Origin of the sequence: Streptomyces sp. NBC_00829 (genome assembly GCF_045161795.1) — a bacterium.
In the GTDB taxonomy this organism is placed as follows: domain Bacteria; phylum Actinomycetota; class Actinomycetes; order Streptomycetales; family Streptomycetaceae; genus Streptomyces.
The window spans coordinates 4316841-4343376 of sequence record NZ_CP108867.1 but is presented as its reverse complement, the minus strand read 5'-3'; the positions used below and the strand labels follow the sequence as shown (position 1 = coordinate 4343376).

Sequence of the window (26536 nt, the reverse complement as noted above, 5' to 3'; positions counted from 1 at the left end):
CGCCTTGGTGCATCGTGCCACTCCGGACGCTCCTGACGCAGGTGCTCTGCACCCGTTCAGCCGCAGATAGGTTGGTCTGTATGCGTGCAGTGGTGCAGAGAGTGGACGGCGCGAGCGTCGTCGTGGCGGGCGAGACGGTCGGCGAGATCGTCGGCGAAGGACTGTGTGTGCTGGTGGGAGCCACCCATGAGGACACCAGGGAGAAGGCGGCGCAACTGGCTCGCAAGCTCTGGTCGGTAAGGATCCTGGAGGGCGAGAAGTCCTGCTCGGACGTGAATGCGCCCTTGCTGGTGATTTCGCAGTTCACTCTCTACGGGGACGCCCGCAAGGGTCGCCGCCCCACCTGGAACGCGGCAGCACCCGGCGATGTGGCCGAGCCGCTGGTCGACGAGGTGGTGGCGCAGCTGCGGGCGCTGGGCGCGACCGTGCGGACGGGCCGGTTCGGGGCGGACATGCGCGTCTCACTCACCAACCACGGCCCGTTCACCGTGATCATCGAGGTCTAGGGACTTCCCGGGCCCTCTCCCGGGCCGCTCAGGGCTCGACCACGAGCTCCTGCGCGGCGGCCGTGTCGCCCGCCAGCAGCTCCGCGTCCGCCGGAACATTGCGCTTCACCAGCGCGAGCGCGATCGGCCCGAGTTCGTGGTGGCGTGCGGACGTGGTGACGAAGCCGAGCTGGCGGCCCTCCGCTCCCTCCGAGGCGAGCCGGACGGGAGTGCCCGGCCCCGGCAGATGCACCTCGCTGCCGTCCAGGTGCAGAAAGACCAGTCGCCGCGGCGGCTTCCCCAGGTTGTGGACGCGCGCGACGGTCTCCTGACCGCGATAGCAGCCCTTCTGGAGATGGACGGCGGTGCCGATCCAGCCCAGCTCGTGCGGGATGGTGCGGTGGTCGGTCTCGAAGCCGAGGCGGGGCCGGTGAGCCTCCACGCGCAGCGCCTCGTACGCCAGGATCCCGATGGCCGGGCCGTGCTCGGCGGCGTACGAGTCGAGGTCGGCGCGCGGCAGGAACAGATCCCGGCCGTGCGCGGTCTCCCGCACCGCCACGCCCTCCGGCGCCGGGGCAATGGAGCCCGCCGGCAGATGCACCACCGCGAACTCCTCGGTGCGGTCGGCGACCTCCACCCGGTAGAAGAACTTCATCGACTCCAGATAGGCGATGAGCGCCTCCTGTGTGCCCGGCTCGACATGGGCCCAGACCGTCGCGCCGTCGTCGACGAGATAGAGCGCGTGCTCGATGTGGCCGTGCGCGGACAGGATCAGCGCCTCGGTGGCCTGTCCCGGCGGAAGGTCGCTCACATGCTGGGTGAGCAGCAGATGCAGCCAGCTCAGCCGGTCGTCGCCCGTGATGGTGACGACACCGCGGTGGGAGAGGTCGACAAGACCGGTGCCGTCCGCGAGAGCACGCTGTTCGCGGAACAGATCGCCGTAGTGCGCGGCGACTCCTTCGTCGTGCCCCTCGGCCGGGACGGCGCCGGGCAGGGACAGCAGGGGGCTCTTCATGCCGATAAGCCTACGACCCGGTAGCGGCGGCCTCGGCCGTGCACTTCCTGCACCGGCCGAAGATCGCGAAGTGCTTCATGTCCGTCTCGAACCCGAAGGTCTCGCGCAGCGTCGCGGTGAGGCCGGCGGCGACCGCGACATCCGCCTCGATCACATCCGCGCAGTCCCGGCAGACCAGGTGGAGATGGTGGTGGCGGTCGGCCAGATGGTAGGTGGGCGCGCCGTGGCCGAGGTGGGCGTGGGAGACCAGACCGAGCTCTTCGAGCAGCTCCAGCGTGCGGTAGACGGTGGAGATGTTCACACCGGACGCGGTCTTGCGGACCTCGGAGAGGATGTCGTCCGGTGTGGCGTGCTCCAGCGTGTCGACGGCTTCGAGGACAAGCTGGCGCTGCGGTGTCAGCCGGTAACCGCGCTGCCGCAGATCGGTCTTCCAGTCGATGCTCACCACGCCCCCAGTGTAGGAGGGCCTACTTGAAGAAGGCGATGCCGTCGTCCGGAAGGTCGCCGAGATCCTTGGCCCAGGCCGCGACCTGGTCGGGGGTGACGACCTTCTTCAGGTGCGCCGACATGTACGGCCGCAGCGGGACCTCCGGCGTGGCCTTCTCGCCCACCCACATCAGGTCGCTCTTCACATAGCCGTAGAGCCGCTTGCCACCGCTGTACGGGCCGGAGCCGGCGGTGCGCGCGACGGCGTCCGTCACCAGGTCGATCTGCGGCTTCTGGTCGGCGAGCTCGCCGTACCAGATCTCGATGACGCCCTGGTCGCGGACCATGACGACCTCGACCTTGCGGTCGGAGTCGATACGCCAGTAGCCGGACTCGGACTCCAGGGGCCTGACCTTGTTGCCCTCGGCGTCGAGGACCCAGGAGTGCGAGACGTACTCGAGGAAGTCCCGGCCGTCGTGGCTGAAGGTCACGGACTGGCCGAAGTTGCACTTCTCGGCGCCCGGGAAGTCGGAGACGCCCGCGCCCTCCCAGGTACCGAGGAGGAAGGCGAGGGGGACGAGGTCCGAGTTCAGGTCGGACGGAATCTCGATCATGAGCAGCTCTGGCGATCTGTAGAGATACGAGTGGGGCGAGCGACGAGTACGACTGGCTACGGCCAGGGCCTTCGGGATCGTGCCGGATCCCGAAGAGAGGCCCTAGCGCTGACCCTGGTACAGCTTCTTCACGGTCAGACCGGCGAAGGCGGCGACGCCGACGCAGACCAGGACCAGCAGGGCTTCGAAGAATGCCACAAGCACGGGGTGCTCCTCGCAATTGAGCGGTGGGCGGGAAGGGGCCGTGCCCCAGCCTAATGGGTGAGGATCCGGCCCTCTCTGCGAGGTCTGCGCGACGGGGCGCGCATTACAGTTCGGTCCATGGCGAAGAAGCTCGTGATCAAGGTGACTGCCGGTGCCGATGCCCCCGAGCGCTGCTCGCAGGCCTTCACGGTGGCGGCCGTCGCCGTCGCCAGTGGTGTGGAGGTGTCGCTCTGGCTGACCGGCGAGTCGTCGTGGTTCGCGCTGCCGGGCCGGGCTGCGGAGTTCGAGCTGCCGCACGCCGCGCCGCTGCCCGATCTGATCGAGTCGATCCAGGCGGCGGGACGGATCACGCTCTGCACGCAGTGCGCGGCGCGCCGGGAGATCACGGAGAAGGACCTGCTCGACGGCGTACGGATCGCGGGCGCTCAGGTTTTCGTCAGCGAGATCATGCAGGACGGCGTCCAGGCGCTCGTCTACTGACGACCGGACGCTCGTCCCTGCCGGGGCCGGGCTACTGGTGCTTCTTCTTCCCGTCGAGTTCGTCCCACCATTCGTCGGACTTCGGGTCGCCCGAAGGGTCGTCCCACCAGCGGTCTTCGGGCCCGCGCCGATTGGCGACCATCGCCGCCAGCGGCGGAATGACCATGGCGACGACACACATTCCGACGGCCACCGGAATCGACCACAGGCGCACAAAGGCCCAGGCGGACACGAAGAGCACCAGGCATCCGCCCATCAGCAGGAAGTAGGCGTGACGGCGACGCGCGTACATACCTCCAGCGTAGGACGGCGGCCCGGTGACGGCACGAAGGGCCGCACCCCGTTCAGGAAGCGTCCAACCCCCTGGGGTGCGGCCCTTCGGCCGGCATCGGATGTGCCTCAGACGGCGATGGCCACCTCGGCCAGGCCGCCGGTCTGGGCGACGACCGTACGGTCCGCCGTGCCGCCCGGCACGAGCGCACGCACGGTCCACGTGCCCTCGGCCGCGTAGAAGCGGAACTGTCCGGTCGCCGAGGTCGGGACCTCGGCGGTGAACTCGCCGGTCGAGTCCAGCAGACGGACGTAGCCGGTGACGGGCTCGCCGTCACGGGTCACGCTGCCCTGGATGGTGGTCTCGCCGGGCTTGATCGTCGAAGCGTCGGGGCCGCCGGCCTTTGCTCCACACATAGGTGTTGTCCTTCGTGAGCGGGGAGGGGAGGGAGGATTACTTGTTGGCGCCGAGCTCGATCGGCACACCGACGAGGGAGCCGTACTCGGTCCAGGAGCCGTCGTAGTTCTTGACGTTCTCGACGCCGAGCAGCTCGTGCAGCACGAACCAGGTCAGCGCCGAGCGCTCACCGATGCGGCAGTAGGCGATGGTGTCCGTCGCCAGGTCGACCTGCTCGTCCTCGTAGAGGGCCTTGAGCTCGTCGTCCGACTTGAACGTGCCGTCGTCCTTGGCGTTCTTGGACCAGGGGATGTTGCGGGCGCTCGGCACGTGGCCGGGGCGCTGCGACTGCTCCTGCGGAAGGTGCGCCGGGGCGAGCAGCTTGCCGCTGAACTCGTCGGGGGAGCGCACGTCGACCAGGTTCTGGCTGCCGATCGCGGCGACGACGTCGTCACGGAACGCGCGGATGGAGGTGTCCTGGGCCTTGGCCTTGTACGCGGTGGCGGGGCGCTGCGGTACCTCGGCGACCAGGTCGCGGGAGTCGAGCTCCCACTTCTTGCGTCCGCCGTCGAGGAGCTTGACGTCCTCGTGGCCGTAGAGCTTGAAGTACCAGTACGCGTACGAGGCGAACCAGTTGTTGTTGCCGCCGTACAGGATGACGGTGGTGTCGTTCGCGATGCCCTTCTCCGACAGGAGCTTCTCGAAGCCCTCCTGGTCGATGAAGTCGCGGCGGACCGGGTCCTGAAGGTCCTTGGTCCAGTCGATGCGGATCGCGTTCGTGATGTGGTTCTTCTCGTACGCGGAGGTGTCCTCGTCGACCTCGACGATGGCAACCTTGGGGTCATCGATGTGGGCCTCGACCCAGTCGGCGTCTACCAGGACGTCGCTGCGGCTCATGCTCTTTCTCCTCCGGGGCAGTGTGCGGCGGGTGATGCGAAGAGGGGTGTGCGGGTATGCGCGGAGCGCGGCCGACCGGCACGGGGCGGCCCTGACAGTGGTCGAAGGGCCCAGGGGATACGGGAGTCGGGCTCCCGCTCAGAAGGTGCGACAGAGCATGGCGGCGACGCGGCACAGGTCTACTGCCCGCCGCTTCGTGAGGTCCGCCTGTCGCTTCATGCGTCCGATCGTAGGGACGAGTCGGCCGAGATGTCACCGGCGTGTCGGATACTGAGACGCGATCATCCACTATGTGGGACACACCCCCGCTGAGAGCGGGCGCGGGGCGGCTTCCCGGGCCGATGAACCGGTGCCGCTTCTGCCCTGCGGACGGGGCGTCTCACGATGCGGCCAGGGCGGGAGGGACACGGGGGGATTCTCCCCGGACCGGGGTCAGCCCGCCAGGGACACATTCGTTCCCCTGCCCGAGAACCTCAGCCCCGCGTCCGTCGCCTGCACCTTGTCCAGCTTGATAGTCGACGGCATGCCCTCGATCTTCAGGTCGTAGTCGATGACCTTGCGCAACTTCGCCTCGAACCCGGGCAGCGGCAGCTTCGGCAGCGACTCCGCCTTCAGCTGCACGGTACTGCCGCCCTTGAGCGAGACCGTGCTGTACGCGCTGACCGTGCGGCCCTGGAGCAGGCCCTCGAACGTGCCCGGGATCCGGATGCCCGCGCCCTCCAGCAGATCCAGAAGCGAGCCGGTGACCTTGACCTGGCCCTTGGCGGCGCGCTCCGGGCCCGCGTAACCGACGGTGGCGCCCTTGGGCGCGGCCTTCGTCAGGTCGGCGTAGGAGATCCGGGCGGAACCGTCGGCCCGGTCCGCGACGGCGGACGAATAACTGCTGTCGATCTTCACGCTGCGCAACTCGGCCTCTACCTCGGTGACATTGACCGAGTGGCCTCCCGCGGTGGCCGTGATGCCCGCGAGGCTGACGTCCACCTCGTCCAGTTCCTTGCCCATGACCTGGGTGAGGAACGGGAAGCCCTTGATGGAGATCTCAGGCGTCGAGGTCAGCCCCTGGCTGCTCTTGATCTTGTCGGCCGCCTGGGACTCGGCCATGTTCACCGCGATCCGGTCGACGGCGACGAAGATACCGCCGAGGACCACAGTGATGATCAAAAGTATTCGCAGTGCGCGCATAGCGCTGTGTCCCCCACCCTGTCCGTCCGCCCCCGTGACGCCGCGAGCCTAAACCAGCGCCGATGACGCCTTGTTCACAAATGATCGGTTCTCAATGATCGACGTCCGGACGGGGGCGATGGTTCCAGCGGGCGGATGCGCGCAGGTCACACCAGGGCGCGGCCGATCAGATAGACCGCGGGGGCGGCTGCGGCCAGGGGCAGGGCCACGCCCGCCGTCATATGCACGAACCGGGACGGGTAGTCGTAACTCGCCACGCGCAGCCCGATGAGCGCGCAGACGCCCACCGCGAGTCCCAGCAGCGCACCGTCCGCTCCGACGCCGGTCAGGCCACCGGCCGCGATTCCGGCCCCGGTGGCGGCCAGCAGCGACAGGACGACGGAGGCGACGCCCGGCAACGGCAGCGACCGGGCCGGTACGGCGACGGCGACGGCGATACCGCCGATGACGACGGCGTCGTCCGCGGCCCCGAGGTGCCCGGCCGCGAGGATGGCGAGCGCGGCCGACGCAACGCTCGCCATCAGGCCGTACATCCGCTCGTCGGCGTCGGCGTGGCTGCGCAGCTGGAGCACGAGCGTGAGCAGCACCCAGACGCCGAGGGTGCCGATGATCGCGGCTGGGGCGTTCTCCCTGCCGACGCCGAGCAGTACGGCATCGGCTGCCAGGCCACCGAGGAAGGCGAGCGCGATGCCCTGGCGGGCGGGCCACATGCCGTTGAGCCGGAACCACCCGGCCGCGGTGACGGCCTGGAGCAGGACGAGCGGTACGAGCAGGGCGTACTGGCCGACGGCCGCGCCGCCCGCGAGCAGCAGTGAGAGCACGGCGGTCAGCGCGGCAGGCTGCACGCCGGGCGGGATGACCGGCGAGCGTCCCTCGGCGCGGGCGCGCTGGGCGTCGGTGATCCGGGCGTTCCCGAGGGTGGTCGGGGCGCTGTATCCGTCGTCGGCCGCGGGCGGCTCGTACGCGGCCGGCTGCGGGGCAGGGGCCTCGGGCGGCAGCGGGTAGGCGGCCTGCGGCGGCAGCTGGGCGGCGTCCGCGGCGGGCGTCCGCGTGGGCGGCAGGATCGGCTGGTACTGCGTGTCCCAGGTCTCGCCCTCCCAGGTCTGGGTGGTCTCCTGCCGGGGCTGCTGCGGATAGCCCTGCGCGTACTGCCCCTGGTACCCCGGGTGCCCGTCGTGCGCGTACTGCCCCTGGTGGCCCGCGTGCCCGTGCTGCCCGTCCTGCCCGGGGTGTCCCTGATAGGGGTCCTGGTAGGACGGCTGCGGGTACTGCTGCTGACGGCCGTACGGATCCTGCTGATCGCTGCTCATGCTGTGTCGTTCACCCTCCTGCGAACGGCGGGAGCACCTCGACCGTGCCGCCCTCGGCAAGGCGTACGGTCTCATGGCCACGGGTCCCGACGGGATCGCCGTCGATGAGGAACGAACACCGTTGCAGTACGCGCGTCAGCTCTCCCGGGTGGCGTTCGCGCACGGCATCGAGCGCCTCGGCGAGCGTCCCGGCCGCGTACGGCTCCTCCGCTACCCCGGCGGCCGACTTGGCCGCGGCCCAGTAGCGGATCGTTCCCGCTGCCATACGGCACTCCTTTCGTCGGCTTCCATCATGAGCCACCCCGTCGGCCTACTCGGCGGCCAGCCAGTGCGCGATACGGCCGAGCAGCTCGTCGCCGGCCGCGTTCTCGGCGTGGCCCATGCCCGGTTCCAGCCACAGTTCCGCAGGTCCGGCCGCGGCGAGCATCCGCGGATGGTCGAGCGGGAAGTACGGGTCGCGGTCGCCGTGCACGATCAGCAGCGGGGTCGGCGCGATGAGCGGCACGGCCTCGACCGGGGAGAGCGGGACCGGGTCCCAGCCCTCCGGATGGATACGGGTAGCCAGGCCGTAGCGGCCGACCAGCCGGCCCAGCGGGCGGGTGACCACCCAGTGCAGCCGCCGCATGGGCGCCGTACCGCGGTAGTACCAACGGGCGGGCGCACTCACGGCGGCCACGGCGTCCGTATGCGCTTCTCTGCGCCCCTCGTGCATCGCCGCATGCCGCAGTACCACCGAGCCGCCCATCGAGAATCCGGCCGTCACGACCCGGATGTGACCGAATCCACGCGCCCACTCGACCGCGGCGGCGAGATCGAGCACTTCGCGGTCGCCGACGGTGGAGCGCCCGCCGGAACCTCCGTGCCCGCGGAAGGAGAAGGTGACGACGGCCGCGTACCGCGCGAACACCCGTGCCGCACGGCGCACCGCGGGCCGGTCGACCGATCCGGTGAACCCGTGCGCGACAACGATCGCGGTGTCCGTGAAACCCGCCTCGCCCGGCTCGTACAACGCCTCGATCCGGACCCCGTCAGCGGTACGGAGAATGGCGCGGCGAGGGCCAAGAGTGGTCAAGGAAGCGTCCGAAGTGTGAAATGGGCCCTCTGACACGGAACACATGTGGGCTATTCTGCTCGGCAGAGGATCCGGGCAACGACGCCCCCGGGTCCTTTTGTGTTTCCTGGCCGTTGTTACTGGCAGGTGAACAAAGGCTCTCAGGGCGCGGGAGCCACCGTTTGAAGCAGTGCCGCAAACGTCCTCGCAGGGACCGAGGAGGAACCGACGTTATGGGCGAGCGAACCGTGCACGACCGCAGGACGACCAGGGCAGGTGGAGTCCGATGAGCTCTCTGCTGCTCCTCACGAACGCCCTCCAGCCGTCGACGGAGGTGCTTCCCGCCCTCGGACTGCTGTTGCACAACGTCCGGGTGGCCCCGGCCGAGGGCCCGGCCCTCGTCGACACCCCCGGCGCCGACGTGATCCTCGTCGACGGCCGCCGCGATCTGCCACAGGTGCGGTCGCTCTGCCAGCTTCTGCGCTCCACCGGGCCGGGCTGTCCGCTGATCCTTGTCGTGACCGAGGGCGGCCTCGCGGCCGTGACCGCGGACTGGGGCATCGACGACGTCCTGCTCGACACGGCAGGCCCCGCCGAGGTCGAGGCGCGGCTGCGGCTCGCGATGGGCCGTCAGCAGATCACCTCGGACGACTCCCCCATGGAGATCCGCAACGGCGATCTGTCGGTGGACGAGGCGACGTACAGCGCGAAGCTGAAGGGCCGGGTCCTGGACCTGACCTTCAAGGAGTTCGAGCTGCTCAAGTACCTCGCGCAGCACCCGGGGCGGGTCTTCACCCGGGCGCAGCTCCTGCAGGAGGTCTGGGGCTACGACTACTTCGGCGGTACGCGCACGGTGGATGTGCACGTACGGCGGCTGCGCGCGAAACTCGGCCCCGAGCACGAGTCGCTGATCGGAACCGTGCGCAACGTCGGCTACCGCTTCGTCGCGCCGGAGAAAGTCGAACGCGCGGCCGAAGAGGCCAAGGCGAAGGCCGCGGGCCAGGCGGCGGCTCCAGTCGCCCATACGGCGGACACGGCCGAAGAGCATGAACAAGCCGTACGCCCTGCCCAGCGGTAGGTCACCCCGCGTAGACTGCCGCGCGTGGCCAAGGTGACGCGGGACGATGTGGCACGACTGGCGGGGACTTCGACCGCGGTCGTCAGCTATGTCATCAACAACGGACCCCGGCCGGTCGCCCCGGCCACGCGCGAGCGGGTACTCGCAGCGATCAAGGAGCTGGGCTACCGGCCCGACCGGGTCGCCCAGGCCATGGCCTCGCGGCGGACCGACCTCATAGGCATGATCGTCCCGGATGCCCGGCAGCCCTTCTTCGCCGAGATGGCGCATGCCGTGGAGCAGGCCGCCGCCGAGCGCGGAAAGATGGTGCTCGTCGGGAACAGCGACTACCGCGACGAGCGGGAAGTCCACTATCTGCGGGCCTTCCTCGGTATGCGCGTCTCCGGGCTGATCCTGGTCAGCCAGGGCCCCAGCGAGCGGGCCGCGGCGGAGATCGAGGCGTGGGACGCCCGCGTGGTGCTGCTCCACGAGCGGCCCGAGGCCATCGACGACGTCGCCGTGGTCACCGACGACATCGGCGGTGCGCAGCTCGCGACCCGCCACCTCCTCGAACACGGCCATGAGTACGTCGCGTGTCTCGGCGGAATGGAGCCCGCCCCGAAGGTCGGCGACCCGGTGGCGGACCACGTCGAGGGCTGGCGGCGGGCGATGCTGGAGTCGGGCCGGCCGGCCGAGGGGCGGCTGTTTCAGGCCCCGTACAACCGGTACGACGCCTACCTCGTCGCCCTGAAGCTGCTCGCGGGCCCCGACCGGCCGCCGGCGATCTTCTGCTCGACGGACGACCAGGCGATCGGCGTGCTGCGTGCGGCCCGCGAGCTGCGGATCGACGTGCCGGGCGACCTGGCGGTCGCGGGCTTCGACGACGTCAAGGAGGCCGGTCTGACGGACCCGCCGCTGACGACGGTCTCCTCGGACCGCCCGGCCATGGCGCGGGCGGCCGTCGACCTGGTGCTGGACGACGGCCTGCGGGTCGCGGGATCGCGACGGGAGCGGGTGAAGCAGTTCCCGTCGGGATTGGTGATCCGCCGCTCCTGCGGCTGCGTCTAGACGCAGCCGCAGGCCTCTTCGACGCGGCCGCCCGCCCTCTCGGCCGGCCACCGTCCTGTGTTTCGGGCACACACGGTTCTGTCGGGCTTCTCAGCACTCCCTCAGGCTCCTCTCATCTGCGCGGTCGACGATCATTTCCATGACGGACAACTACCGCTACCCGCAGCAGCCGGAGCCTTCGCCGCAGCCGTACGACATGGGTGCCTACCCTCCGCCTCCACCGCACGACCCCGCGCCACCGGCCGCCGTGCCCGCGCCGGGTCCCTCCGGGCCCCCACAGGCGAAGGCCCGGCGTCCCGTCGCGCTGATCACCGCCGTGGCCATCGCCGCGGCCGTCGTCGGCGGCGGCGCGTCCACGCTCGTCCAGCAGCTCACCGGCTACCGCACGAGCGGCAGCGGCTCCGGCGTCACCGGCACCACCATCGCGCAGAACAGCAAGGGCACCGTCGCCGGTGTCGCCCAGGCCGTCTCACCGAGCATCGTGGAGATCAGAGCGACCTCCAACACCGGCCGGTCCACCGGATCCGGCGTGATCATCACCGCCGACGGCGAGATCATCACCAACAACCACGTCATCGCCGGGGCCGACTCCGTCAAGGTACGCCTGAGCACCGGGAAGACGTACATCGCGCAGGTCGTCGGCACCGACCCGGACAAGGATCTGGCGCTGATCAAACTGCAGGGCGCGAGCGGGCTGCGGGCCGCCTCGCTCGGCGACTCCGGCAAGGTCAGGGTCGGCGACGAGGTCGTCGCCATCGGCTCGCCCGAGGGTCTTACGGGCACGGTGACCAGCGGGATCGTCTCCGCCCTCGATCGCGATGTGACCGTGGCGAAGGAGCGGGACCAGCAGGACCAAGGCGGGCAGGGCGGCGGCTGGCCCTTCGAATTCGGCGGGCAGCAGTTCAACGGCGACACCGGCTCGTCGAAGACGACGTACAAGGCGATCCAGACCGACGCCTCGCTCAACCCCGGCAACTCCGGCGGCGCCCTGATCAACATGAACGGTGAGATCATCGCCGTCAACTCCGCGATGTACTCGCCCAGTTCCGCCACCGGCTCCACCGCGGGAAGCGTCGGACTCGGCTTCGCCATCCCGGTCGACACGGTCAAGGCCGACCTGGACGACCTGCGCTCCGGCGGCGACAGCTGAGCGCGTGCGAGGCTGAAGCCATGACGACCCCGCGCGAAGGCGAACGCATCCTCATCGTCGACGACGAGCCCGCCGTCCGAGAGGCGCTCCAGCGTTCCCTCGCCTTCGAGGGGTACGGGACCGAGGTCGCCGTCGACGGCGTCGACGCCCTCACCCGGTCGGAGGCGTACGCCCCCGATCTGATCGTGCTCGACATCCAGATGCCCCGGATGGACGGCCTGACCGCGGCCCGCAGGCTGCGGGCCGCCGGGTCGACGACGCCGATCCTGATGCTGACCGCCCGGGACACCGTCGGCGACCGCGTGACCGGACTCGACGCGGGCGCCGACGACTATCTGGTCAAGCCCTTCGAGCTGGACGAGCTGTTCGCCCGGATACGCGCGCTGCTGCGGCGCAGTTCGTACGCCACGGCCGCGGGCGCGGTACCCGACGACGACGTGCTGGCCTTCGCCGATCTGCGGATGGACCTCGCGACCCGCGAGGTCCAGCGCGGCACGCGCCGGGTCGAGCTGACCCGCACGGAGTTCACGCTGCTGGAGATGTTCCTGGCGCATCCGCGCCAGGTCCTCACCCGCGAGCAGATCCTCAAGTCCGTATGGGGCTTCGACTTCGAACCCAGTTCGAATTCGCTGGATGTGTATGTGATGTATCTGCGGCGCAAGACGGAGGCGGCCGGGGAGCCGCGGCTGGTGCACACGGTGCGCGGAGTGGGGTACGCGCTGCGGTCCGGCGGCGCGGAGTGATCAGAAGGTTCCGTTCGCTGCCGCTCCGCTCCCGGCTGGCCATACTGGTCGCGGTCGCGGTCGCGGTCGCGGTCGCCGCCGTCTCCACCACGTGCTGGTTCGTCGTGCGCGGCAAGCTGTACGACGAGGTCGACTCCAAGCTGAAAGCCGCCGGCGCCAACGCGCCCCTGCCGACCGCCGAGGTCCTCCTGGCCGTGCGCAACTGCTCCCAAACCCCGGCCGCCCAGACCGGCTACGGGCCCAAGCCGGTGTTCTACGTCCAGCTCGTCCAGGCCGACACCGACAAACCATGTGTCTCCCCCAACTCCGCGGGCACGGTCAAGGTCGAAAGCGGCGACCGGGACGTGGCGCGGCGCGGGAACCCGACCCTCTGGACCTTCCGCAACGGCACGGACACCGACGGGCACGACGTCCGTGTGCTCACCGTCCCGACCCTCGTCCAGGGCCCTGACGAGGCCGTCAGGGAGACCGCCCTGGTGATCGCCTTCCCCCTCAAGGAGACCGAGGGCACGCTCAACGACCTGGCGCTGCTGCTCCTGATCGTGTCCGGCATCGGTGTGGTGGGCGCGGGCGCGGCCGGCCTGTGGGTCGCCCGTACCGGCCTCAAGCCCGTCGACCGGCTCACCGAGGCCGTCGAACACGTCGCCCGCACCGAGGATCTGACCGTCCGCATCCCGGTCGAGGGCGAGGACGAGATCGCTCGTCTGTCCCGCTCCTTCAACTCGATGACCGCCGCGCTCGCCTCCTCGCGCGACCGGCAGGCACGGCTGATCGCGGACGCCGGGCATGAGCTGCGGACGCCGCTGACCTCCCTGCGGACGAACATCGAACTGCTGGCACGCAGCGAGCGGACGGGCCGGGCGATCCCGCCCGCCGACCGGCTGGCGCTGATGGCGTCGGTCAAGGCGCAGATGACGGAACTGGCCTCACTCATCGGTGACCTGCAGGAACTGTCGCGCCCCGACGTGGTGGACCGGGGGCCGCTGAAGGTGGTCGCCCTCCACGAGATCGCCGGGGCCGCCCTCGACCGGGCACGGCTGCGGGGTCCCGAGCTGACCTTCGAGGCCGCGCTGGAGCCCTGGTATGTACGCGCGGAGCCGGCCGCGCTGGAGCGCGCGCTGGTCAACGTCCTGGACAACGCGGTGAAGTTCTCGCCGCCGGGCGGCACGGTCGAGGTGGGTCTGCACTGCGGCGAGCTGACGGTGCGGGACCACGGTCCGGGCATCCCCGCCGATGAACTCCCGCATGTCTTCGAGCGGTTCTGGCGCTCGCCGTCCGCGCGGTCACTGCCGGGGTCCGGCCTCGGCCTGTCGATCGTGGCGCGCACGGTGCAGCAGTCCGGCGGCGAGATCGCGCTCCGCCCGGCGACGGGCGGCGGCACGCGCACGGTGATCAGGCTGCCGGGGGCGGCGACGCCGCCGCCCGGCAGCTGACACGGATCCGCCGCGGACACGGACGCACCCGCGCGGGCTGGGCGTCAGTTGTGCCGGATGAGTGAGTCGACCAGACCGGAACGGGTGGCGGGGAAGTCGAGCGGGACGATCCCGAGGCCCTTCCAGCCGCTCGCCTCGGAGCCGTCGATGAAGCGGTGGACCCGCGGGTTGAGGTTGTCGGAGTTCCAGCGCGGCGGCAGGCTCGCGGACGTGCTGACGTAGTTGACGAACAGCTTTCCGGGCTGCTGGACCGCCTTGCGGAAGTGCGCCTCGATCTTGGGGTACTTGGCGCCGGGCAGGGCGTTCCAGTCGTCCTGGATGTCGAAGAGGTTGCCGTCCCCGTACCGGACCCCGGGCAGTCCGCCGTTGTCGCCGAGCAGCACCACCTTTCCGCGCGCCTCGCCGAGCGGCGGGATGCCGTCGCCGATCCGGAACAGCGGGCGCCAGCCCTTGGTGTCCAGATAGGTGTCGAAGACACGGCGGAAGGTGGCGTCGCTCTCGGACGAGTACTCCTGCATCACGCGCATCAGGACGGTCTCGGACGGGTGAGCCTGGAGGAAGTCGCGGCAGGCGATGAGGACATCGCCGAACATCATGTTCTGGTAGGCCGGGCCATGATGGATGGCGAACGAGTCGCCGGTGACCCGGCAGCGGACATCCAGGAAGCGGATGCCGCTGTTCAACTGGTCGGCGATGGTGGTGGTCTGGCACTGCGCCCAGGGGCCGCCGAAGCGTGCGCCGGAGTCGTGGGTGCCGGGGATCGTCAGACGCTGGAGTGCGGTCGAGTCGCCATGGCCGGCCATCCAGTCCTGTGCGGACAGGATGCGGCGCGGCTGCGCGGTCGCGGCCGGTGGGGGGATGAGGGCGGTCGCCGTCAGGGCAGCGGCACCCGCGAGAAAGCTCCGTCGGTCCATGGCCACGGATTATGGCGGGGTCACGTCAAACACCACCAGCCTCGGGACTGGCCAGTAACAAATGGCTGGATCCCGACCACCGGGCGACCACCGGGCCGTGCGCCACCTGCCGCCGGGCCTTGTGCCACCTGCCGATGGGCCGTGCGCCAACGGCCGATGGGCTCATGGGTACCCAAAGGCCGGTGGGGCGGCGGCCCCGTGGCCCGCCGCCCCACCGCGTCCTGCTTCCGCGCTACTTCACGACCGTGATCCGGCCGGGCACCGGCGGCGCGAGCGGAACGCTCGCGCTGGAGTGCGCCGCCAGGTAGGCGATGAGCACATCCAGGTCTGAGGCGCCGACCAGCTTGTTCTTGTGCTCCTTCAGTACGGCGAATCCGTCGCCGCCGCCCGCCAGGAACTCGTTCATCGCGACCCGGTAGGTCTTCGCCGGGTCGATCGCCACACCGCCCAGCTTCACCGAGGAGTCCACGACCCGGTCCGCGCCGGTCTTCGTCATGTCCAGGGTGTAGGTGAGACCCTTCGAGATCTGAAGGATCTTCGGGACGGCCTGGTTCGGGCCGCTGACCTGCTGCTTGAGAGCGGTGACCAGCTGAGCGCCGGTCAGGTCGACAACGTTCATCATATTGGTGAACGGCTGCACGGTGAACGCCTCGCCGTACGTCACCACCCCGTCGCCCTCGGCGCCGGACGCCTTGTGGACCAGGCCCGCGCGGATGCCGCCGGGATTCATGAGGGCGATCTGCGCACCGCCCTTGTCCGCCGGGGCGAGGCCCTCCAGCTGCGCGTCCGCGATCAGGTCGCCGAGCGGCTTCTCGGGAGAGTCGGAGGGGTTCTCGATGTCGGCGGAGATGTAGCCGACGGGACGGGTCGCGACCGGCGCGGCCAGCGTGTTCCAGCGCTGGATCAGCCGGGTCATGTCGTCCGCCTTGGGCACATCACGGGTGACGACGTGGTTCGCGGAGGCCACGGCGGTACGCACGATGTCGTTGGTACGACGGTCGTAGGTGAGCGTCGTGTCGGTGTACAGCCTGCCGAACGAGGCGGCCGAAGTGACCATGCGCGGCTTGCCGGACGGGTCCGGGATCGTGCACGCGTACGCCTGGTGGGTGTGACCGGTGACCAGGGCGTCGACCTGCGGGCTCACCTTCTTGGCGATGTCCACGATCGGACCGGAGATACCGTCGCCGGGGCCGGGGCTGTCGCAGTTGTAGTTGTACGAGGAGGACGCGGGCATGCCGCCCTCGTGGATCAGGGCGACGATCGACTTGACGCCCTTGCGCTCCAGCACCTTGGTGTACTTGTTGATCGTCTCGATCTCGTCGCCGAACTTGAGGCCCTTGACGCCATCGGCGGTGACGACGTTCGGAGTGCCCTCCAGGGTCACACCGATGAAGCCGATCTTGACGCCGTTCTTCTTCCAGATGAAGTACGGGTCGAGCAGCGGCCTGCCGGTCTTCTCGTTTGCCACGTTGGCGGCGAGGTACGGGAAGTCCGCGCCCTTGAACTTCTTGCCCTTCTCGTAGCAGCCGTCGGTCTTGTGACAACCGCCGTACTGCATCCGGGCAATTTCCTTGGCGCCCTCGTCGAACTCGTGGTTGCCGACGGAGGTGACGTCGAGGTTCAGCTTGTTCAGCGCCTCGATGGTCGGCTCGTCGTGGAAAAGCCCGGAGAGCAGCGGCGAGGCACCGATCAGGTCGCCGGCCGCCGCCGTGACCGAGTACCTGTTGCCCTGACGGGCCTGACGCAGATGGGTGGCGAGGTACTCGACACCGCCCGCGTCGATCGTCTTGGTGGTTCCGTCCTGATTGGCGTGCGTGACCCGGCCGGCCGAGCCCGCGGGCGGCTCCAGGTTTCCGTGCAGGTCGTTGAAGGACAGCAGCTGCACGTCCACGGTGCGGCCGTGGCCCTGGCCGTACCCATGGCCGTGGCCACGCTCCTGAGCTCCGGCGGGCATCGCGGCGACCAGTGCGCCGAGGGTGGTCAGCCCGGCGAGTGCGGCAAGTGCGCGGCGGCGGGCCTTGTGCGGTGTCGCTGACATCTGTCCCCTTGTCAGTTCAGCGTTGTGTGAGGGATGCAGCGGAAGCCTAGGGTCAACGCGCGTAGCGCGACAGGGGGTACGGGTTACGACCTGATTGCCATCGTTCGTCGAAGGCCGCCCGCGGGCGGCGGCCAAATTGCCGAACCCCACAGAACCCCAGCTCACCACCCCCCGCCGTACCCTCGTCCCATGACCCCTGACTCAGTGATTCCGGAGCCCGGTCGGCAGATCGAGACCTTGGACGAGCTCAGCCCCGAGCAGGCAAGGGCCGTGCTCGACATGCTCGGTGAGGCCGCCCGCGCCGACGGGATGCAGGCCGTCTCCGAGCAGGGGCGGCTGCAGCTGCGCGGCGGCAGGCGCGAAGGTGTGCGGCACCTTCTGCTCAGCGTCGACGGCGAACTGATCGGCTACGGGCAGCTGGAGGACACCGACCCCGTCGAGGCCCCGGCCGCCGAACTGGTCGTACATCCCGCGCACCGCGGGCGCGGCCACGGGCGGGCGCTCGGCAGCGCGCTGCTCGGCGCCTCCGGGAAGCGGCTGCGGGTGTGGGCGCACGGCGGGAAGTCCGCCGCCCGGCATCTCGCCCAGGTCCTCGGGCTGACCCTCTTCCGCGAACTGCGCCAGCTGCGGCGGCCGTTGAGTCCTTTGGACATCGCCGAGCCGGTTTTCCCGGCCGGTGTCACCGTACGCACCTTCGTGCCCGGCCAGGACGACGCCGCCTGGCTCGCCGTGAACGCCGCCGCGTTCGCGCACCACCCCGAGCAGGGCTCGCTCACCCAGCGCGACCTCGACGACCGCAAGGCCGAGCCGTGGTTCGACCCCAAGGGCTTCTTCCTGGCCGAGCGCGACGGCGAGATCATCGGTTTCCACTGGACGAAGGTGCACGCCGAGGAGCACCTCGGCGAGGTGTACGTCGTCGGCATCCGGCCCGACGCCCAGGGCGGCGGCCTCGGCAAGCCGCTCACCGCGGTCGGGCTCCGCCACCTCGCGGCGCAGGGCATGCCGACGGCGATGCTCTACGTGGACGCGGACAACACGGCGGCACTGAGGGTGTACGAACGCCTCGGCTTCGCGACCCATGAAGTGGATCTCATGTACCGCACCGAATCCTGACGGGGCCGTGCCCGGGGTCCCGAAGGGCTCCGACCGGCTTCGACAGGTCCTGTGCCCGGCGTGAACCCCCCTCGACGGGTCCTGTGCCGTGTCCGAACCCGGCCCCGACGAATCCCCCCGGGGCCGCCCCCGACGAATCCCGGGGCAGGCTCCGACGGGGTCCCCGGCCGTGCCCAACCCCGGCTCGCGACCGTGTCCTGCGCGGATCGCCCTGCGGCGATTGGGACAAACCCCACCCCGGGGGGTCCCGCCCCGATTCCCCTCACGTCATGTCGTCGTTACCGGGCATTCAGACACCCTTGCGACCCTCTCTCAATGCAGCCCGCTGTGCCCGCATCCCCAAATGGGAAAATTCCTCACACTCCGGCCCTCTCCGACGCGCCTGTCCCGCGCTCCACGCGGAAGAATGGGTTCATGAGCCAGCAGCCCGCCGAGGTACCGGTCCAGCACCCCCAGCCGTCCGTCGGTTCCATAGCCGCGCACCGCCCGCACACTGTCGCGGCCACGGTGTCCGACCTGGAACCCGACATCGACGCCGATCTTGACGCGTACGAGGAAGAGCACGAGGGAGCCAGCCCCGAGCTGCCACAGGGGCGGTTCCTGGACCGGGAGCGCAGCTGGCTCGGGTTCAACGAGCGCGTCCTGGAACTCGCCGAGGATCCGGCGACCCCCCTCCTCGAACGGGCGAACTTCCTCGCGATCTTCGCCTCCAACCTGGACGAGTTCTTCATGGTCCGGGTGGCCGGACTCAAGCGCCGCATCGCCACCGGCGTCGCCACCCGCTCCGCGTCGGGCCTCCAGCCCCGCGAAGTCCTGGACCTGATCTGGACCCGCTCCCGCGAACTCATGGCCCGGCACGCCGCCTGCTACCAGCAGGACGTGGCCCCCGCCCTCGCCGAGGAGTCCATCCACCTCATCCGCTGGCCCGATCTCACCGAGAAGGAGCAGGCGCGCCTCTTCACGCTCTTCCGGCAGCAGATCTTCCCGGTGCTGACCCCGCTGGCCGTGGACCCCGCGCACCCCTTCCCGTACATCTCGGGCCTCTCGCTGAACCTCGCGGTCGTCGTGCGCAACCCCGTCAGCGGCCACCGCCACTTCGCCCGGGTGAAGGTCCCGCCGCTGCTGTCCCGCTTCCTGGAGGCCTCCCCGCAGCGGTACGTCCCCCTCGAGGACGTCATCGCCGCACACCTGGAGGAGCTGTTCCCCGGCATGGAGGTGCTCGCGCACCACATGTTCCGGGTGACCAGGAACGAGGACCTGGAAGTGGAGGAGGACGACGCCGAGAACCTCCTGCAGGCCCTGGAGAAGGAGCTCATGCGGCGCCGCTTCGGCCCGCCGGTGCGCCTGGAGGTCGAGGAGTCGATCGACCCGTACGTCCTGGACCTGCTGGTCCGCGAGCTGAAGGTGTCCGACGCCGAGGTCTACCCGCTGCCCGGCCCGCTCGACCTGACCGGCCTGTTCGGCATCGCGGCCCTCGACCGGCCCGAGCTGAAGTTCCCGAAGTTCATCGCCGGCACCCACCGGGACCTCGCCGAGGTCGAGTCCGCCTCCGCGCCCGACATCTTCATGGCGCTGCGGGAGCGCGACGTCCTGCTGCACCACCCCTACGACAGCTTCTCCACCTCGGTCCAGGCCTTCCTGGAACAGGCCGCCGGCGACCCGGACGTGCTGGCGATCAAGCAGACGCTGTACCGCACCTCCGGCGACTCCCCGATCGTCGACGCCCTGATCGACGCCGCGGAATCCGGCAAACAGGTCCTCGTCCTCGTCGAGATCAAGGCCCGCTTCGACGAACAGGCCAACATCAAGTGGGCGCGGAAGCTGGAGGAGTCCGGCTGCCATGTCGTATACGGCCTGGTCGGTCTGAAGACCCACTGCAAGCTGTCGCTGGTGGTCCGCCAGGAGGGCGAGACGCTGCGCCGCTACTCCCACGTCGGCACCGGCAACTACCACCCCAAGACCGCCAGACTCTACGAGGACCTGGGACTGCTGACCGCGGACCCGCAGGTCGGTGCCGATCTCTCGGACCTGTTCAACCGGCTGTCGGGCTACTCCCGCCGCGAGACCTACCGCCGCCTCCTGGTCGCCCCCAAGTCCCTGCGCGACGGGCTCGTCGCCCGAATAAACAAGGAGATCGCGCACCACCGCGCCGGACGCCCCGCCTACGTACGCATCAAGGTCAACTCCATGGTGGACGAGGCGATCATCGACGCCCTCTACCGGGCCTCGATGGCGGGCGTGCCGGTGGACATCTGGGTCCGCGGCATCTGCGCGATACGCCCCGGTGTCAGCGGCCTCTCGGAGAACATCCGGGTGCGCTCGATCCTCGGCCGCTTCCTGGAGCACTCCAGGGTCTTCGCCTTCGGCAACGGAGGCGAACCCGAGGTGTGGTTCGGCAGCGCCGACATGATGCACCGCAACCTCGACCGCCGTATCGAGGCACTGGTCCGGGTCACCGACCCGGCCCACCGAGCAGCCCTCACGCGTCTGCTGGAGACCGGCATGTCCGACACCACGTCCTCCTGGCACCTCGGCCCGGACGGCGCATGGACCCGGCACTCGGCAGACGCGGACGGGCAGCCCCTACGGCATGTACAGGAGATGCTCATAGACGCCCGGAGGCGCCGGCGTGCACAGCCCTGATATCTCCCGGCACGACGCCCCCGTCGTCCCGGCCGCCGACCTTGCCGCGGTCACCGCGGGCGAAGCCCTCGCCCGCTACCTGCACGCGCAGGCGGCCGACTTCCTGCGCAGCCTGCGGCTGCACAGCGAGAGCGGCGCGGAGGCGGCGGGCGCAGCGGAGGCCGCCCGCGCGCTGCGCCGGGCGGCCCGGCGCATCAGCGGGACACTGCACACCTTCCGGCCGCTGGTCGACCCCGCCTGGGCGGACGAGCTGCGCACCGAACTGACCTGGCTGTCGGCGACGCTGGCCCAGGAGCACGCCTGCGCCTCCCGGCTCGGGCGGCTACTGGACGCGCTGTCGCGGCTGTCGGGTGCGAGCCCGCTGCCGTCGGCCCGGGGGGAGCTGCGCACACGCGGCAACGATGCCCTCGCCCGACCCGGCGGCCGCTCCGGTGCCATGGGTGCCTCCGGGACGCTGGGAGCCCTGGGAGCCGCCGCCCCGCGCGTCACCGGCAGCCTGACCGTGGGCGCCGCGCGGGCGGGTGCCCTGCTGGAGCGGCAGCTGACCCTCGCCCGGACCCGCGCCCACTCCGCCGCGCTCCAGGCGCTCGGCTCCTCCCGCTTCCACGCGGTCGCCGACGCCGTCGCCGTCCTCGCCTCCGAGCTGCCGCTCTCGCCTGCCGCAGGCGCGCCGGCCACCGAAGCGCTGTCACACCCCGCGGAGCTCACCGAACGCCGCCTGCTCGAAGCGGTCTCGGCGCTGCCGCTCGGCCGGGCCGCGCACCCCTACAACGCCGAAGCCCTGGTCCACGGCCTGGCCACCGCATCGGCGGAGGAGACCCAGGACGCGCCCTGGCACCAGGTGCGGCTGCTGATGAGACTGCACCGGTACGCGCAGGAGGTGCTGAACCCGGAGGCGGACCCGGTGCTCGGCCGCGCGGGCCTGGTGCTCGACCGGCACCGGGACGCCGCCGAGGCCGCCGCCGCCGCTGCCGCCGCCGCCCGCACACCGCGGATCGCCCCGGCCACCGCGTACGCCCTGGGCGTGCTCCACGCCGACCAGCGGCACGAGGTGGAGGCCGCCCGCTTCGCCTTCCAGCAGGTATGGCAGCTCACCACGGCGGTGCCGGCCGTGACGACCCCATGAGGGGCACGGCAACCGACCAGGGAAGCCGCCCGTCAGGAGCGGTTTCCATGAGGAGCGGTTTCTATCAGGAGGGGCCGTATGAACAATGACTCAGCGGTTCTCGCGGCGGGCTGCGTGCTGTGGCGTCGCTCGCCCTCGGGTCACGGGATCGAACTTGCCCTGGTCCATCGACCGAAATGGGATGACTGGTCACACCCGAAAGGCAAGCTGAAGCGCGGCGAGGAGGCCCGGCAGGGGGCGGTGCGCGAAGTGCTGGAGGAAACCGGCATGACATGCGACCTGGGAACCGAGCTGCCCACCGCTTTCTACCAGGTCGAAGGCCGCCCCAAGGAGGTCCGCTACTGGGCGGCCGAGGCCACCGGCGGTCGGTTCGAACCGAACAGGGAGGTGGACCGGCTGCTGTGGCTTCCACCGGCGGCGGCCCGCGACCGCCTCACCCAGCCCCGGGACCGCCTGCTCATAGACGCGCTGCTCGACGCACTGCACTCCGCGTGAGGCCCCGTCGGCCGCCATGTGCCGACCGGCACTCAGCTGCCCGACACGGTTCACCTTCCGTTCACTCTCTCCCGTTGGCGGCTTCACCTGATCTGCCTAATTTCGGCCCTACACGGTGACCGGTGCAGTGCCGGTCCCTCACCCCGACACACGCCGCCATGGAACGTGTCAGACGACAGTCAGCGTCCGGCGGCTCTTGGAAGGAACACCCGAAGTGAAGCTTCAGCGCAAGAACGGGCTTCGCGCCACCGCGCTCGGTGCCCTCGCCGTGACCGGCGCCCTGGTCCTGACGGCGTGTGGTTCGGACGACAACGCTGGCGGCACTGGCGGCACTGGTGAGAAGACCAGCGCTGCGTCCAACATCAAGTGCGACGGCGCCAAGGGCAAGCTCCTCGCGTCCGGTTCCAGCGCGCAGAAGAACGCCATGGACCTCTGGGTCAAGAACTACATGGCCGGCTGCAAGGGCGTGGAGATCAACTACAAGGCGTCCTCCTCCGGTGAGGGCATCATCGCCTTCAACCAGGGCACGGTCGGCTTCGCCGGCTCCGACTCGGCGCTCAAGCCCGAAGAGGTCGCCGACTCGAAGAAGATCTGCACCGGCGGCCAGGGCGTCAACCTGCCCATGGTCGGCGGCCCGATCGCCATCGGCTACAACGTCCCGGGCGTCGACAGCCTGACCCTGGACGCGCCGACGATCGCCAAGATCTTCAACGGCAAGATCAAGAACTGGAACGACCCGGCGATCGCCAAGCTCAACCCGGGCGCCAAGCTCCCGGACAAGGCGATCCAGGCCTTCCACCGCTCCGAGGACTCCGGCACCACGCAGAACCTCGGCAAGTACCTCAGCGCCACGGCCAAGGCCGACTGGCCGTACGAGCCCGAGAAGAAGTGGCCGGCCCCCGGTGGCCAGGCCGCGTCCGGATCCTCCGGCGTCGCCGCCCAGGTCAAGCAGGCCGAGGGCGCGATCGGTTACTTCGAGCTCTCCTACGCGACCTCGCAGTCCATCCCGACCGTGAAGATCGCCACCGGTGCCGCCGCCCCGGTCGAGGCCACCTCCGAGAACGCCTCCAAGGCCATCGCCGCCGCCAAGATCAAGGGCACCGGCAAGGACCTGGCCCTCGGTCTCGACTACACCACCAAGGCCGACGGCGCCTACCCGATCGTCCTCGTCACCTACGAGGTCGTCTGCGACAGCGGCAACAAGGCCGACACGCTGGGCACGGTCAAGTCCTTCCTGACCTACACCGCGAGCGACGAGGGCCAGAAGGTTCTCGCCGACGCCGGCTACGCCCCGATCCCGGCCGAGATCAACGCGAAGGTCCGCGAAACCATCACGGGCCTGAAGTAACAACCGCGGCCGGCGGGGGCCCTGCGCCCCCGCCGGCCCACCCATCCGGTGCACCGCCGCCAGGGGGAGTCTGCCGCTCCCCCACCACAGACCGGAAAGATCATGGCTTTCACCTCATCATCAATGGACTCTCCTCCTCCAACGCCGGCTCCGCCGGTCTCCAGGAAGAGCACCTCTACGGGCCGCGCAGGCGACAAGATCTTCCTCGGTCTGTCCCGCGGCTCGGGCATTCTGCTCCTGGTGATCATGGCGTCGATCGCCGCGTTCCTCACCTACCGCGCAGTGCTCGCCATCTCGCAGGACGAGGGCAACTTCCTCACCACCTTCGACTGGAACCCGGCGGGCAACCCGCCGGTCTTCGGCATCGCGGTCCTGCTCTTCGGCACGGTCGTCAGCTCGGTCATCGCGATGGTGATCGCCGTCCCGGTCGCTGTCGGCATCGCGCTGTTCATCTCGCACTACGCGCCGCGCAAGCTGGCCGCCCCCATCGCCTACGTCGTCGATCTGCTGGCCGCCGTGCCGTCGATCATCTACGGCATCTGGGGCGCCCTCTTCCTCGTCCCGTACCTCGAAGGCCTCAACCTCTGGCTCGACGAGTACTTCGGCTGGACGTACGTCTTCGACAAGACCGAGGTCGGCGTCGCCCGCTCGCTGTTCACCGTGGGCATCCTGCTCGCGATCATGATCCTGCCGATCGTGACCAGCGTCAGCCGCGAAGTCTTCCTCCAAGTCCCGCGGATGAACGAAGAGGCGGCGATCGCGCTGGGCGCCACCCGCTGGGAGGTCATCCGCCTCTCGGTGCTGCCCTTCGGCCGCTCGGGCGTCATCTCCGCCTCGATGCTGGGTCTCGGCCGGGCGCTCGGCGAGACGATGGCCGTCGCCACGGTCCTCTCCCCGAGCTTCCTGATCTCCGGGCACCTGCTCAATCCCGGTGGCGGAACGTTCGCCCAGAACATCGCCGCCAAGTTCGACGAGGCCAATGAGCTCGGGCGCGACGCCCTGATCGCCTCCGGTCTCGTCCTGTTCATCCTGACCCTGCTGGTCAACGGCGCGGCCCGCCTGATCATCGCGCGCCGCAAGGAGTACTCGGGGGCCAACGCATGAGCCAGACCGCCATAAAGGACAGGCCCACCCCGGCCCCCGTTCCCCCGGGGGGCGGCCTCCGCGGCCGTACGCTCCCCCGCTTCGCCCCGCTCGGCTTCGCGGTCCTCGCCATCGGCCTCGGTGTGGGCCTCGGCCTCGCGGCCGGCTGGGAGAGCCGCGTTCAGTGGGGTCTCCTCTCGGCCCTCTTCTTCGTGGTCATCTCCTACATCGCGACCTCGGTCGTCGAGAACAGGCGCCAGGCCAAGGACAGGCTCGCCACGAGCCTCGTCTGGGTGTGCTTCATCCTCGCCGTGGTCCCCCTGTTCTCCCTGATCTGGGTGACGGTCAGCCGCGGTCTGAAGGTGCTCAACGGCTACTTCCTCAGCCACTCCATGGCCGGCGTCCCCGGCTTCGAGGCGGGCGGCGGCGTCTACCACGCCATCGTCGGCACGCTGGAGCAGGTCGGCCTCGCCACCCTGGTCTCCGTGCCGATCGGCCTGCTGACCGCGGTCTACCTGGTGGAGTACGGCAAGGGCGCGCTCGCCAAGGCCGTCACCTTCTTCGTCGACGTCATGACGGGCATCCCGTCGATCGTCGCGGGTCTCTTCATCCTCTCGATCATGCTCCTGGCCGAACTCGAGCCGTCCGGCCTGATGGGCGCACTGGCGCTGGCGATCCTGATGATCCCCGTCGTCGTCCGCTCCACCGAGGAGATGCTCAAGCTCGTCCCGAACGAGCTGCGCGAAGCCGCGCTGGCCCTCGGTGTACCGAAGTGGCGCATGATCCTGAAGGTGGTCATCCCGACCGCGCTCGGCGGAATCACCACCGGTGTGATGCTCGCCATCGCGCGTATCGCCGGCGAGACCGCACCGATCATGCTTCTGGTCTTCGGAAGCCAGCTGATCAACACCAACCCGTTCGAAGGCGCCCAGTCCTCGCTCCCGTTCTACATCTGGGAGCAGTACCGGGTCGGCAGCGAGGCGTCGTACGACCGCGCCTGGGCCGCCGCCCTGGTCCTGATCGCCTTCGTCATGCTCCTCAACCTGGTGGCCCGCGGCATCGCCCGCTGGAAGGCCCCGAAGACCGGCCGCTAAGCATCGACGCGGCTGCCGCCACACGGCGGCAGATTGGAAGTGACCCCATGGCCAAGCGAATCGACGTCAGCGGCCTGACCGCCTACTACGGCTCCCACAAGGCGATCGAGGACATCTCGATGACGGTGGAGCCCCGCTCCGTGACGGCCTTCATCGGCCCGTCCGGCTGCGGAAAGTCCACGTTCCTGCGCACCCTGAACCGTATGCACGAGGTCACCCCCGGTGGCCGCGTCGAGGGCAAGGTGCTGCTGGACGACGAGAACCTCTACGCCTCCGGCGTGGACCCGGTCGCCGTGCGCCGCACGGTCGGCATGGTCTTCCAGCGGCCGAACCCCTTCCCGACCATGTCGATCTTCGACAACGTCGCGGCTGGCCTCAAGCTCAACGGCTCGTTCAAGAAGAACCAGCTGGCCGACGTCGTCGAGAAGTCCCTCAAGGGCGCGAACCTCTGGAACGAGGTCAAGGACCGGCTGAACAAGCCCGGCTCCGGCCTCTCCGGCGGCCAGCAGCAGCGTCTGTGCATCGCCCGCGCGATCGCGGTCGAGCCGGACGTCCTGCTGATGGACGAGCCGTGCTCGGCGCTGGACCCGATCTCGACCCTCGCGATCGAGGACCTGATCGGCGAGCTGAAGGAGCGCTTCACGATCGTCATCGTGACGCACAACATGCAGCAGGCGGCGCGCGTCTCGGACCGTACGGCGTTCTTCAACCTGTCGGCGGTCGGTCAGCCCGGCAGGCTGATCGAGATAGACGAGACAGAGCGGATCTTCGCGAACCCCTCGGTCCAGGCGACCGAGGACTACATCTCCGGCCGCTTCGGCTAGGCCGGACCACAGGCGTCCTGCGGTGCTGCATGGCGGTGCCACCGCAAGGCGAAGGGCCCGCCCCTCTCTCCCAGAG

General features: G+C 69.9%; 28 protein-coding genes. 15 read left to right on the top strand and 13 right to left on the bottom strand.

The window, feature by feature from the left end; translation table 11 throughout:
* Positions 1-80 precede the first annotated feature (80 nt).
* The gene (dtd, locus tag OG293_RS19080) at positions 81-506 is read left to right on the top strand and encodes a D-aminoacyl-tRNA deacylase (RefSeq protein ID WP_405999979.1); all 426 of its coding nucleotides are present in this window, start codon (positions 81-83) and stop codon (positions 504-506) included.
* A 28-nt stretch (positions 507-534) separates the two neighbouring features.
* Here dtd and OG293_RS19075 read toward each other — a convergent pair whose 3' ends face one another.
* From OG293_RS19075 to OG293_RS19065, 3 genes are read right to left on the bottom strand one after another with little or no spacing between them, the layout of a single operon-like run.
* Complete coding sequence (locus OG293_RS19075; RefSeq protein ID WP_405999978.1) at positions 535-1500, bottom strand: YgfZ/GcvT domain-containing protein; 966 nt, start codon at positions 1498-1500, stop codon at positions 535-537.
* A 10-nt stretch (positions 1501-1510) separates the two neighbouring features.
* The gene (locus tag OG293_RS19070; RefSeq protein ID WP_405999977.1) at positions 1511-1948 is read right to left on the bottom strand and encodes a Fur family transcriptional regulator; all 438 of its coding nucleotides are present in this window, start codon (positions 1946-1948) and stop codon (positions 1511-1513) included.
* A 19-nt stretch (positions 1949-1967) separates the two neighbouring features.
* Positions 1968-2540 carry an FABP family protein gene (locus OG293_RS19065; protein WP_405999976.1) on the bottom strand — a complete coding sequence of 191 codons (573 nt, stop codon included), beginning with the start codon at positions 2538-2540 and terminating at the stop codon, positions 1968-1970.
* A gap of 321 nt (positions 2541-2861) precedes the next feature.
* On the opposite strand from OG293_RS19065, the gene OG293_RS19060 reads away from it, so the two are divergent.
* The gene (locus OG293_RS19060; protein WP_405999975.1) at positions 2862-3224 is read left to right on the top strand and encodes a DsrE family protein; all 363 of its coding nucleotides are present in this window, start codon (positions 2862-2864) and stop codon (positions 3222-3224) included.
* Positions 3225-3255: 31 nt separating this feature from the next.
* Here OG293_RS19060 and OG293_RS19055 read toward each other — a convergent pair whose 3' ends face one another.
* The 8 genes from OG293_RS19055 to OG293_RS19020 all read right to left on the bottom strand — a co-directional run bounded on the left by OG293_RS19055 (position 3256) and on the right by OG293_RS19020 (position 8397).
* Complete coding sequence (locus OG293_RS19055; protein WP_405999974.1) at positions 3256-3516, bottom strand: DUF3099 domain-containing protein; 261 nt, start codon at positions 3514-3516, stop codon at positions 3256-3258.
* Positions 3517-3623: 107 nt separating this feature from the next.
* Complete coding sequence (locus OG293_RS19050) at positions 3624-3911, bottom strand: DUF1416 domain-containing protein (protein ID WP_018101653.1); 288 nt, start codon at positions 3909-3911, stop codon at positions 3624-3626.
* A 37-nt stretch (positions 3912-3948) separates the two neighbouring features.
* Positions 3949-4788, bottom strand: a complete 840-nt coding sequence (locus tag OG293_RS19045) for a sulfurtransferase (protein WP_405999973.1) — start codon at positions 4786-4788, stop codon at positions 3949-3951.
* A gap of 138 nt (positions 4789-4926) precedes the next feature.
* The gene (locus OG293_RS19040; RefSeq protein WP_350310325.1) at positions 4927-5007 is read right to left on the bottom strand and encodes a putative leader peptide; all 81 of its coding nucleotides are present in this window, start codon (positions 5005-5007) and stop codon (positions 4927-4929) included.
* Positions 5008-5220: 213 nt separating this feature from the next.
* Positions 5221-5949 carry a DUF2993 domain-containing protein gene (locus OG293_RS19035; protein WP_405999972.1) on the bottom strand — a complete coding sequence of 243 codons (729 nt, stop codon included), beginning with the start codon at positions 5947-5949 and terminating at the stop codon, positions 5221-5223.
* A 167-nt stretch (positions 5950-6116) separates the two neighbouring features.
* Positions 6117-7280: a hypothetical protein gene (locus OG293_RS19030; RefSeq protein WP_405999971.1), complete on the bottom strand. Its 1164-nt coding sequence runs from the start codon at positions 7278-7280 to the stop codon at positions 6117-6119.
* A 10-nt stretch (positions 7281-7290) separates the two neighbouring features.
* Positions 7291-7545 (bottom strand): MoaD/ThiS family protein, encoded by a 255-nt coding sequence (locus OG293_RS19025; RefSeq protein WP_328675476.1) that lies wholly within the window; start codon positions 7543-7545, stop codon positions 7291-7293.
* A 45-nt stretch (positions 7546-7590) separates the two neighbouring features.
* On the bottom strand, positions 7591-8397 hold the full coding sequence (locus OG293_RS19020; RefSeq protein WP_405999970.1) for an alpha/beta hydrolase family protein: 807 nt from the start codon (positions 8395-8397) through the stop codon (positions 7591-7593).
* Positions 8398-8617: 220 nt separating this feature from the next.
* Between OG293_RS19020 and OG293_RS19015 the strand changes: the two genes are divergently transcribed.
* The 5 genes from OG293_RS19015 to OG293_RS18995 all read left to right on the top strand — a co-directional run bounded on the left by OG293_RS19015 (position 8618) and on the right by OG293_RS18995 (position 13782).
* A complete protein-coding gene (locus OG293_RS19015) occupies positions 8618-9409 on the top strand; it encodes a response regulator transcription factor (RefSeq protein ID WP_405999969.1) in 792 nt (263 codons plus the stop codon).
* A gap of 24 nt (positions 9410-9433) precedes the next feature.
* Entirely contained in the window at positions 9434-10456 is a 1023-nt protein-coding gene (locus OG293_RS19010; RefSeq protein WP_405999968.1) for a LacI family DNA-binding transcriptional regulator, read from the top strand.
* 139 nt (positions 10457-10595) lie between these two features.
* Positions 10596-11606, top strand: a complete 1011-nt coding sequence (locus OG293_RS19005; protein ID WP_405999967.1) for a S1C family serine protease — start codon at positions 10596-10598, stop codon at positions 11604-11606.
* 20 nt (positions 11607-11626) lie between these two features.
* Positions 11627-12349, top strand: coding sequence for a response regulator transcription factor (locus OG293_RS19000; RefSeq protein ID WP_405999966.1), 723 nt, complete (start codon positions 11627-11629; stop codon positions 12347-12349).
* Positions 12349-13782, top strand: a complete 1434-nt coding sequence (locus OG293_RS18995) for a sensor histidine kinase (RefSeq protein ID WP_406003640.1) — start codon at positions 12349-12351, stop codon at positions 13780-13782. The genes OG293_RS19000 and OG293_RS18995 overlap by 1 nt, the downstream gene beginning before the upstream one ends.
* Positions 13783-13826: 44 nt before the next feature.
* On the opposite strand, the gene OG293_RS18990 is transcribed toward OG293_RS18995, so the two are convergent.
* Together OG293_RS18990 and OG293_RS18985 are read right to left on the bottom strand one after the other, a co-directional pair.
* Positions 13827-14696 carry a phosphatidylinositol-specific phospholipase C gene (locus tag OG293_RS18990; protein WP_405999965.1) on the bottom strand — a complete coding sequence of 290 codons (870 nt, stop codon included), beginning with the start codon at positions 14694-14696 and terminating at the stop codon, positions 13827-13829.
* Between the two features lie 232 nt (positions 14697-14928).
* Entirely contained in the window at positions 14929-16734 is a 1806-nt protein-coding gene (locus tag OG293_RS18985) for a bifunctional metallophosphatase/5'-nucleotidase (protein WP_405999964.1), read from the bottom strand.
* Between the two features lie 189 nt (positions 16735-16923).
* On the opposite strand from OG293_RS18985, the gene mshD reads away from it, so the two are divergent.
* The 8 genes from mshD to pstB all read left to right on the top strand — a co-directional run bounded on the left by mshD (position 16924) and on the right by pstB (position 26460).
* Positions 16924-17847, top strand: a complete 924-nt coding sequence (gene mshD / locus OG293_RS18980; RefSeq protein ID WP_405999963.1) for a mycothiol synthase — start codon at positions 16924-16926, stop codon at positions 17845-17847.
* 414 nt (positions 17848-18261) lie between these two features.
* Positions 18262-20490 carry an RNA degradosome polyphosphate kinase gene (locus OG293_RS18975; RefSeq protein WP_405999962.1) on the top strand — a complete coding sequence of 743 codons (2229 nt, stop codon included), beginning with the start codon at positions 18262-18264 and terminating at the stop codon, positions 20488-20490.
* Positions 20477-21616: a CHAD domain-containing protein gene (locus tag OG293_RS18970; protein WP_405999961.1), complete on the top strand. Its 1140-nt coding sequence runs from the start codon at positions 20477-20479 to the stop codon at positions 21614-21616. Before OG293_RS18975 ends, OG293_RS18970 begins: the two co-directional genes overlap by 14 nt.
* 78 nt (positions 21617-21694) lie before the next feature.
* Positions 21695-22111, top strand: coding sequence for an NUDIX hydrolase (locus tag OG293_RS18965; RefSeq protein WP_405999960.1), 417 nt, complete (start codon positions 21695-21697; stop codon positions 22109-22111).
* A gap of 214 nt (positions 22112-22325) precedes the next feature.
* Complete coding sequence (gene pstS / locus OG293_RS18960; protein WP_405999959.1) at positions 22326-23459, top strand: phosphate ABC transporter substrate-binding protein PstS; 1134 nt, start codon at positions 22326-22328, stop codon at positions 23457-23459.
* A gap of 102 nt (positions 23460-23561) precedes the next feature.
* Positions 23562-24563, top strand: a complete 1002-nt coding sequence (gene pstC, locus OG293_RS18955; RefSeq protein ID WP_405999958.1) for a phosphate ABC transporter permease subunit PstC — start codon at positions 23562-23564, stop codon at positions 24561-24563.
* Positions 24560-25636 carry a phosphate ABC transporter permease PstA gene (pstA, locus tag OG293_RS18950; RefSeq protein ID WP_405999957.1) on the top strand — a complete coding sequence of 359 codons (1077 nt, stop codon included), beginning with the start codon at positions 24560-24562 and terminating at the stop codon, positions 25634-25636. Before pstC ends, pstA begins: the two co-directional genes overlap by 4 nt.
* Before the next feature lie 47 nt (positions 25637-25683).
* Positions 25684-26460, top strand: coding sequence for a phosphate ABC transporter ATP-binding protein PstB (pstB, locus tag OG293_RS18945; RefSeq protein WP_405999956.1), 777 nt, complete (start codon positions 25684-25686; stop codon positions 26458-26460).
* The last annotated feature ends 76 nt before the right edge of the window (positions 26461-26536 follow it).

What these genes read in the sequence shown, in the direction of transcription:
- dtd (WP_405999979.1), top strand. Translation starts at nt 81, where the DNA reads ATGCGTGCAGTGGTGCAGAGAGTGGACGGCGCGAGCGTCGTCGTGGCG.
- OG293_RS19075 (WP_405999978.1), bottom strand. Translation starts at nt 1,500, where the DNA reads ATGAAGAGCCCCCTGCTGTCCCTGCCCGGCGCCGTCCCGGCCGAGGGG.
- OG293_RS19065 (WP_405999976.1), bottom strand. Translation starts at nt 2,540, where the DNA reads ATGATCGAGATTCCGTCCGACCTGAACTCGGACCTCGTCCCCCTCGCC.
- OG293_RS19060 (WP_405999975.1), top strand. Translation starts at nt 2,862, where the DNA reads ATGGCGAAGAAGCTCGTGATCAAGGTGACTGCCGGTGCCGATGCCCCC.
- OG293_RS19055 (WP_405999974.1), bottom strand. Translation starts at nt 3,516, where the DNA reads ATGTACGCGCGTCGCCGTCACGCCTACTTCCTGCTGATGGGCGGATGC.
- OG293_RS19050 (WP_018101653.1), bottom strand. Translation starts at nt 3,911, where the DNA reads ATGTGTGGAGCAAAGGCCGGCGGCCCCGACGCTTCGACGATCAAGCCC.
- OG293_RS19045 (WP_405999973.1), bottom strand. Translation starts at nt 4,788, where the DNA reads ATGAGCCGCAGCGACGTCCTGGTAGACGCCGACTGGGTCGAGGCCCAC.
- OG293_RS19040 (WP_350310325.1), bottom strand. Translation starts at nt 5,007, where the DNA reads ATGAAGCGACAGGCGGACCTCACGAAGCGGCGGGCAGTAGACCTGTGC.
- OG293_RS19030 (WP_405999971.1), bottom strand. Translation starts at nt 7,280, where the DNA reads ATGAGCAGCGATCAGCAGGATCCGTACGGCCGTCAGCAGCAGTACCCG.
- OG293_RS19025 (WP_328675476.1), bottom strand. Translation starts at nt 7,545, where the DNA reads ATGGCAGCGGGAACGATCCGCTACTGGGCCGCGGCCAAGTCGGCCGCC.
- OG293_RS19020 (WP_405999970.1), bottom strand. Translation starts at nt 8,397, where the DNA reads ATGTGTTCCGTGTCAGAGGGCCCATTTCACACTTCGGACGCTTCCTTG.
- OG293_RS19015 (WP_405999969.1), top strand. Translation starts at nt 8,618, where the DNA reads ATGAGCTCTCTGCTGCTCCTCACGAACGCCCTCCAGCCGTCGACGGAG.
- OG293_RS19005 (WP_405999967.1), top strand. Translation starts at nt 10,596, where the DNA reads ATGACGGACAACTACCGCTACCCGCAGCAGCCGGAGCCTTCGCCGCAG.
- OG293_RS19000 (WP_405999966.1), top strand. Translation starts at nt 11,627, where the DNA reads ATGACGACCCCGCGCGAAGGCGAACGCATCCTCATCGTCGACGACGAG.
- OG293_RS18990 (WP_405999965.1), bottom strand. Translation starts at nt 14,696, where the DNA reads ATGGACCGACGGAGCTTTCTCGCGGGTGCCGCTGCCCTGACGGCGACC.
- OG293_RS18985 (WP_405999964.1), bottom strand. Translation starts at nt 16,734, where the DNA reads ATGTCAGCGACACCGCACAAGGCCCGCCGCCGCGCACTTGCCGCACTC.
- mshD (WP_405999963.1), top strand. Translation starts at nt 16,924, where the DNA reads ATGACCCCTGACTCAGTGATTCCGGAGCCCGGTCGGCAGATCGAGACC.
- OG293_RS18975 (WP_405999962.1), top strand. Translation starts at nt 18,262, where the DNA reads ATGAGCCAGCAGCCCGCCGAGGTACCGGTCCAGCACCCCCAGCCGTCC.
- OG293_RS18965 (WP_405999960.1), top strand. Translation starts at nt 21,695, where the DNA reads ATGAACAATGACTCAGCGGTTCTCGCGGCGGGCTGCGTGCTGTGGCGT.
- pstC (WP_405999958.1), top strand. Translation starts at nt 23,562, where the DNA reads ATGGCTTTCACCTCATCATCAATGGACTCTCCTCCTCCAACGCCGGCT.
- pstA (WP_405999957.1), top strand. Translation starts at nt 24,560, where the DNA reads ATGAGCCAGACCGCCATAAAGGACAGGCCCACCCCGGCCCCCGTTCCC.
- pstB (WP_405999956.1), top strand. Translation starts at nt 25,684, where the DNA reads ATGGCCAAGCGAATCGACGTCAGCGGCCTGACCGCCTACTACGGCTCC.